The organism is Tabrizicola sp., assembly GCF_051645465.1.
Taxonomy (GTDB): Bacteria; Pseudomonadota; Alphaproteobacteria; order Rhodobacterales; family Rhodobacteraceae; genus Tabrizicola.
Map to the genome: position 1 here is coordinate 82,067 of NZ_JBOFBI010000042.1, position 7,031 is coordinate 89,097.

The window sequence follows — 7,031 nt, forward strand, 5'->3', positions numbered from 1 at the left end:
AGAGGATCGGCAAGACCAAAGCAAAGGGCATGACATGGAACAGAACCTGGAGGGCAGACCGGGCCGGAATGTGACGCTGGCGGTGCTGGGCCTGGGGGCGATGACGATCATGGCCAATGCCACCATCGCCTCGTCCTTGCCGGAGTTGAAACGGCATTTCGCGGATGTCGCGGGGATCGAGACGCTGGCCGCGATGATCGTGACGTTGCCGTCGCTGGCCATCGTCCTTTCGGCGGGGCTGATGGGCTGGCTGACGGACCGCTGGGATCGGCAGAAGCTTCTGGTCTTGACGACCGGGCTCTTTCTGATCGGCGGCACGTCCGGCCTGTGGGCCGAAAGCCTGACGGGCATTCTGGCGGGGCGGCTGGCGCTGGGTCTGGGGGTGGCCGGGACGATGACGCTGGGGATGACCTGGGCGTCGGACCTTTGGCAGGGCGCCGAGCGGGCTCGGTTCCTTGGCCTGCAGGGGGCGGCTATTTCGGTGGCGGGAATCGTGTTCATGCTGTTTGGCGGGCTGCTGGCCAGCCTCCACTGGCGTGGCGCCTTCGCAGTCTATGCGCTGATCTTGCCCGTGGCGGCGCTTGCCCTGATGGCGCTGGCCCCTTACGCGCGGCGGCTGCAAGCCGAAAGGACCGCGCCAGCCAAAGGTGGGACCGAACGGTTTCCCTGGGCGGCCTTTGCCTTCATCGGCACGTTGGCCTTCCTCTTTCAGGCGGCCTTTTACCTCACGCCCACGCGGCTGCCGTTCCACCTTGAGGCGCTTGGCACCACGAGCCCGCTGATCATCAGCGCGCTTCTGGCGGCTCAGGTGATGGTCTCGGCCCCTGTGTCGCTGAAATACGGCCAGATCCGGCAGCGGCTTTCGGCGATGACGATCTTTGGCCTTAGCTTCGGGCTGATCGGGGCGGGGTTTCTGATCCATGCCCTGGCTGACGATTGGCGCGGCGTGCTGGCCGGGGCGGTGATCGTGGGATTTGGGCTTGGCATCTCGATGCCGAACTACATGAACTGGTTCATGGCGCGCGTACCGGTCAGCATGCGGGGGCGGGCGTCGGGGCTTCTGACCATGGCGTTCTTCCTTGGGCAGTTCGCATCGCCTCTGGTCTCGGCCCCTCTCGTCGCGTGGTTCAGTCTGGCGGGGGCGTTTGCAGCGGTCGGTGGCGCGCTGGTGGTTCTGGGCCTGGGGCTGTGGGTGCGGCATCTGATCCATGCCGAACCGGAGCTGGCCGAGGCCGCACCCCGGCCTGCCGAGTGATCAGAACCCCCGCGCCATCAGCGCCGCGGCGACGGGGATGACCAGCAACACTGCCACCTCGGCGTGCATCCAGCGCCGAACGGACCGGATCGCCGCTGCGTCGGGCGGGGTATCGCCCATCCGGCCCCAGGTGCGGAAGCGCAGGGTGGGCGGCACGCTAAGAAGGCCGGCCAGGATGAAGGCGCCGATCTTCACCCAGAACCAGACCGAGGTGAGGTAGAAGTCGAGCCCCTTTTCAAACGAGTACACCCGCCACAACCCGATGATCAGCAGCAAAGCCGCAACCAGCCCATAGGCCGCATCAACACGCCCCAGCGTCTTGCGGGCGGCAAGGGTCATGCCCTGACGGACCAGTGCGATCTCGATTGCGAGGATGGCGATTAGGAGGAAGGCGAGGATGTGATGGGCCGATGCGGCAAGTACGGAAGGGATCATGACAGTTCTCCGTAGACGTGGTGGCAGATTAAGTTTACGGTGTGAACATAGCATCGAAAGTAAGCGGCGTAAACATAAAAGTTAGCAGCGTAAACATGAAACGCGAAGACAAGTTTCACCACGGCAACCTGCACGCAGCACTGATCGCGGCGGGCGTCGAGGCTCTGGAGTCGGGCGGCGAGGTTTCCTTGCGCGATCTGGCGCGCAGGGTAGGGGTGTCGCCCACCGCCGCCTACCGCCACTTCGCCGACAAAAGCGCGCTGATGACCGCGATTGCCGAGACCGGCTTCGCCGACTTCGCGGCGCGGATGGAGCGGGCGGCGGGCGCAGGTCAACCGCCCCAGGCGCGGATCATGGATCAGGCCTGGACCTACATGACCTTCGCGCGCGAGCGGCCGGCCATGTTCCGGCTGATGTTCGCGGACGATCTGCCGTTCGCGCAAGGTGGAACGGCAGACATGCCCGCCGCGCAGCATGCGTTTCAGACGCTCCAGGAAACGATCCACGCGGCCAATCCCGCGGCGGACGCTGGCCAGCTGCGTGGCGGAGTGGTGCGGTTCTGGGCGGCCTTGCACGGCTATGTCGTGCTTTACCTTGCCGGGCGGCTCGACAACGAAAAGGACGGCACCCGCGCTGGAATGGAGGCAGTGATCGGACCCGTGATCGCTACGCTCTGATCACTCGGTCCGGGCCTCGGCCACGAATTGCTGCATGGTCTCCAAAGGCGCATAGCCGCGCATCACCATGTCTTTCAGCACGAAGGCCGGGGTGCCGGTGATCTCCATCTGCTCGGCCAGGATGTGGTTGGCCTGGATCACCGACATGACCTCGGGCGAGCCCATCCGGTCAAGCACAGGCTTCGGGTCGTGGCCAAGATCCGTCGCCAGCCGTGCGAGCGTTTCGGGCGTCGGTTCGCCGCGCAGCGCGATCAGCGCGTCATGGGCGGCCTCATAAGCCTGGTCACCATGTAGCTGGCGCATGGCGATGGCGAATTGCGCGGACAGAAGCGAGGCTTCCCCGAGGATCGGGAACTCTTTGACAACAAAGCGGATATTGCCGTCGGCCTTGATCAGCTCCTCGACCTCGGCATAGGCCTTGCGGCAATAGCTGCAGCGGTAATCCATGAACTCGACCAGCGTAAGATCGCCTTCGGGATTGCCGCCGACCCAGTCGTTCGGGCTGTTGAAGATCTCGCCGGAATGGGTGGAGACCATCAGGATGTCGCGCTGCAGGGCCGCTTCCTCTTCGCGCGCCTGCAGGACATCCATCGCCTCGATCAGCACTTCGGGGTTTTCGAGAAGATAGGCGCGGACTTCCTCGCGAAAGGCCTTGCGCTCGGCCTCGGTCATCGTGGCCTCGGCCGTCGCTGCGGGGGGGGTGACGGGCACCTCTTCGGCCAGGGCAGGTAGGCTGACGAGACCGGCGATCAGGCCAAGGGCGAGGCGGTGCATGAGGGCTCCTGAGATTGCCGCACGGGGGGCCGGTCGCGCGTGGTGCGGCGGCGCGGGGAGGATAGGGGCCGGGCCGGGGCATGACAAGGCGCTCGCCGCTTTGTGATCCGCCGCCCCTGGGCGGAATTTACAATCGGCGGCCAACCGGGGATAAGGCGGCGATGACCTGGCTTCGCACTCTCCTCGCGCCGCTGATGCTGGCACTGGCCCTGCCTGCGGGGGCGGAAGAGCTTTCGGCGCTGGCGCGGCTGGATGCGGGGCGGTCGTCGATTGCCCGCATCGATGGCGGGGTCGAGCTGCGGCTGGGCATAAGTCAGCCGGTTCCCTGGCGCTTGCGGCTGCTGGCCGATCCGCCCAGGCTGGTGATCGACACGCGGGAAGTCGACTGGACCGGGGTGGATGGACTGGCGCTGAAGGCGCCGGTGCTGGCCCTGCGCGCGGGCACCTTGCGTCCCGGCTGGTCGCGCCTGGTGCTGGAGCTGGACGGGCCGCAGAAGGTCGCACGGGCCGAGATGGTGACGGACGGCACGCCGGGGATCGGGCTGACGCTGGTGCCGACGGACGCGGCCAGCTTTGCCGCCGAGGCTGCACGACCGGACCTGCCGGGCTGGGCCCTGCCGGACCCGGCCGAGATGATCCCCCCCTTGCCCGAGGGGTCCGGCCCCCTGGTGGTGGTCCTGGACCCCGGCCATGGCGGCATCGACCCCGGCGCCGAGCGGGACGGGCAGACGGAAGCCGCCCTCATGCTGACCTTCGCGCGCGAGCTGAAAGAGGTTCTGGTCCGCGACGGGCGCTTCCGGGTGGTCCTGACGCGCGACGACGACATCTTCGTGCCGCTTGAGACCCGGACCTCGATCGCGCGGGAGGTCGAGGCGGACCTGTTTCTGTCGCTTCATGCCGATGCCCTGGCCGAGGGCGATGCTCAGGGCGCCACCGTCTATACCCTGGCCGAGGAGGCGTCGGATGCGGCTTCGGCCGCGTTGGCTGAAAGGCATGACCGCGACGATCTGCTCGCGGGGGTCGACCTTAGCGATCAGGACGATGTGGTGGCCGAAGTGCTGATGGACATGGCGCGGACCGAGACGGCGCCGCGGACCGAACGGCTGGCGGCCGCCGTGGTCGGGGCGATCAAGGCGGCCGAGATTCGCATGCACCGCCATCCGCTGCAGGCGGGGGGGTTTTCGGTCCTGAAGTCGCCTGACATCCCGTCGGTGCTGCTGGAAGTCGGTTTCCTCTCCTCGGACCGCGACTTCAGGCGCCTTTCCGACCCTGACTGGCGGGCGAAGCTTGCCGAGGCGATTCTGCAGGCTTTGGTCGCCTGGTCCAGGGACGATGCAGCCCTTCGGGCGGTCTCGGCGCCCTGAGGCTGGAAACCCTGCCTTGCGAAACCCCGCCCGCGCAGTAACTTTTGATAAGCCAAGGTTTTGACGCGGGCCCGCGTCTGGTATAGTGCGAGCGCGAAGTTAGCGAGGGTGTCGGGTGCTTCGGTTTATCGGCAATGTACTGGGTGGGCTCTTTTCGTCTTTGACGCTGGGGCTGATGTTTGCTGCGCTCACGCTGGGCGGCATCTTTTTCATGTATTCCCGCGACCTGCCGAGCCATGAGAATCTGGCGCAATACACACCCGCGACCATCAGCCGGATCTATTCCGGCGAGGGTCGGATCATCGACGAATTCGCCCAGGAACGGCGGCTCTTCGTGGCAAGCGAGGATATCCCGGACCTTGTGAAGTACGCCTTCATCTCGGCCGAAGACAAGAATTTCTACAAGCATCATGGCTATGACACGCGCGGCATGGTGGCCGCAGTGCTTGAGGCGGTAAAATCGCGCGGCGAAAGCATGCGCGGGGCTTCGACCATCACTCAGCAGGTGATGAAGAACTTCCTTCTGGACGGCAGCCGGTCGGTCGAGCGGAAGATCAAGGAGATCATCCTTGCAACCCGGCTTGAGGCGACGCTGTCGAAGGACAAGATCCTCGAGCTTTACCTGAACGAGATTTTCCTTGGGAAGAACTCCTACGGGGTCGCTGCCGCAGCACAGACCTATTTCAACAAGCCGCTGTCGGAGCTGGCCCCGCATGAGGCCGCAATGCTGGCCGCCATGCCGCAGGCGCCGGGCCGGTACGACCCGGTGACCGCGAAAGAGCGGGTGACGGAACGGCGGAACTACGTGCTGCGCGAGATGTGGCAGAACGGCTATATCGATGAGGCCACGTATCTCTCCGAGAAGGAAATGCCGCTTCTGTCGGTGCAGAACGGCGACTTCGAGGCGTTTCGCGATGCGCTACCGCCGCGCGACTATTTCACCGACGAAATCCGCCGCCAGCTGTCCGGCGTCTTCGGCGAGGAAGAGTTCTTCTCGGGCGGTCTGACCATTCGTGCGACGGTCGACCCGGAACTGCAGGAAGCCGCCGCAGTCGCCTTGCGCAAGGGGCTGGAGGACTTTGACCGCAAGCAGGGCGTCTGGCGCGGGACGGGCAAGACCCTTCCGGTCGAGGCTCTGGAGTCCGAGGAACGCTGGCGCGCGGCGCTCGCGGCACTGGAACTGCCCCGCGACGTGGCGGCCTGGTTCCCGGCGGTAGTGCTTGAGGTCGGCGAGAGCGACGCCCGCATCGGCATCGAAGGGGTGATGGATGACGGCGACGGCCACTTCATCCCGGCCGAGGATGTGACGTGGGCAAGGAAGCGCCTGGCGGACGGCGAGCTTGGCAAGAAGGCCGACGTCGCGGGCGATCTTGTGACTGTGGGCGATGTGGTTCTGGTCCGTGCGGTCACGAACGAGGACGGCACGTTCAAGCGCTGGTCCTTGCGTCAGGTGCCGGAAGTGCAGGGCGCGTTCATGGCGATGGACGTGAACACGGGCCGCGTGCTCGCCATGCAGGGCGGCTTTTCCTACCAGGACTCGGTCTTCAACCGCACCACCCAGGCCACGCGCCAGCCGGGGTCCAGCTTCAAGCCCTTCGTCTATGCCGCGGCGCTCGACAGCGGCTTCACGCCTGCGACCATCGTCGTCGACGCGCCGATCGAGGTTGACACGCCGCAGGGCCTCTGGACGCCGAAGAACGCGTCGAACAAGTTCTACGGCCCCACGCCGTTGCGGACGGGTATCGAGCAGTCGCGGAACCTAATGACCGTGCGGATCGCGCAGGAAATCGGCATGGACACCGTCGCGGGCTATGCCGAACGTTTCGGGGTCTATGACCGGATGCCCGCCTTCCTTGCGAACGCGCTTGGCAGCCAGGAGACGACGCTGTTCAAGATGGTCGCGGCCTACGCCATGTTCGCCAATGGTGGCGAGCGGGTGGAGCCTACCCTGGTCGACCGGGTGCAGGACCGCTTCGGCAAGACGATCTACCGCCATGACCAGCGGGTCTGCGAAGATTGCACCACAGTCGATCTTCCGCGGGGGCAGGGGGTCACCATCGACACCAACCGCGAGCGGGTGATGAACGCGATCACCGCCTATCAGCTGACCTCGATGCTGGAAGGCGTGGTCCAGCGCGGTACGGCGAAGGGGATCAACCTGCCGGTGCCGGTGGCGGGCAAGACGGGGACGACGAACGACGCCAAGGACGTCTGGTTCATCGGCTATACCTCGAACATCGCGGCGGGCTGCTACATCGGCTATGACCAGCCGCGGTCGCTGGGCGACGGGGCTTCGGGCGGCGGTCTCTGCGGCCCGGTGTTTGAAAGCTTCATGAACACCGCAATCAAGAAATACGGTGGCGGCGATTTCCGGGTGCCGCCCGGCGGCTATTTCCAGAAGATCGACCGTTTCACCGGCCAGCCTCTGCCGGATGATGCGACGGGCGATAACGTCGTGTCCGAATACTTCCGCGAAGGCGAAGAAGCCTACGTCGGCCTGGGTAGCGTCGTCGTCGACGGCGGCTT

Annotated in this window: 6 protein-coding genes; 4 read left to right on the top strand and 2 right to left on the bottom strand. The window is 65.8% G+C overall.

All coding sequences use genetic code 11. The annotated features are described in order from the left end of the window. Positions 1-34 precede the first annotated feature (34 nt). Positions 35-1,255, top strand: coding sequence for an MFS transporter (locus ACRCSW_RS02685; protein ID WP_438702439.1), 1,221 nt, complete (start codon positions 35-37; stop codon positions 1,253-1,255). Here ACRCSW_RS02685 and ACRCSW_RS02690 read toward each other — a convergent pair whose 3' ends face one another. Continuing rightward, positions 1,256-1,690, bottom strand: a complete 435-nt coding sequence (locus ACRCSW_RS02690) for a DUF2214 family protein (protein WP_438702440.1) — start codon at positions 1,688-1,690, stop codon at positions 1,256-1,258. Positions 1,691-1,785: 95 nt separating this feature from the next. On the opposite strand from ACRCSW_RS02690, the gene ACRCSW_RS02695 reads away from it, so the two are divergent. Then, positions 1,786-2,367, top strand: a complete 582-nt coding sequence (locus ACRCSW_RS02695; RefSeq protein ID WP_438702441.1) for a TetR/AcrR family transcriptional regulator — start codon at positions 1,786-1,788, stop codon at positions 2,365-2,367. Here ACRCSW_RS02695 and ACRCSW_RS02700 read toward each other — a convergent pair whose 3' ends face one another. Beyond that, positions 2,368-3,141 (bottom strand): DsbA family protein, encoded by a 774-nt coding sequence (locus ACRCSW_RS02700; RefSeq protein WP_438702442.1) that lies wholly within the window; start codon positions 3,139-3,141, stop codon positions 2,368-2,370. A 161-nt stretch (positions 3,142-3,302) separates the two neighbouring features. Here ACRCSW_RS02700 and ACRCSW_RS02705 point away from each other — a divergent pair, with 161 nt between their 5' ends. Both ACRCSW_RS02705 and ACRCSW_RS02710 read left to right on the top strand, forming a co-directional pair. Continuing rightward, positions 3,303-4,505 (top strand): N-acetylmuramoyl-L-alanine amidase, encoded by a 1,203-nt coding sequence (locus ACRCSW_RS02705; RefSeq protein WP_438702443.1) that lies wholly within the window; start codon positions 3,303-3,305, stop codon positions 4,503-4,505. 115 nt (positions 4,506-4,620) lie between these two features. Next, a partial coding sequence (locus ACRCSW_RS02710; protein WP_438702444.1) for a penicillin-binding protein 1A occupies positions 4,621-7,031 on the top strand: 2,411 nt, incomplete at its 3' end.

Bases quoted from the DNA above. Each gene is read 5' to 3' on its own strand.
- ACRCSW_RS02685 (WP_438702439.1), top strand. From the start codon at position 35: ATGGAACAGAACCTGGAGGGCAGACCGGGCCGGAATGTGACGCTGGCG.
- ACRCSW_RS02690 (WP_438702440.1), bottom strand. From the start codon at position 1,690: ATGATCCCTTCCGTACTTGCCGCATCGGCCCATCACATCCTCGCCTTC.
- ACRCSW_RS02695 (WP_438702441.1), top strand. From the start codon at position 1,786: ATGAAACGCGAAGACAAGTTTCACCACGGCAACCTGCACGCAGCACTG.
- ACRCSW_RS02700 (WP_438702442.1), bottom strand. From the start codon at position 3,141: ATGCACCGCCTCGCCCTTGGCCTGATCGCCGGTCTCGTCAGCCTACCT.
- ACRCSW_RS02705 (WP_438702443.1), top strand. From the start codon at position 3,303: ATGACCTGGCTTCGCACTCTCCTCGCGCCGCTGATGCTGGCACTGGCC.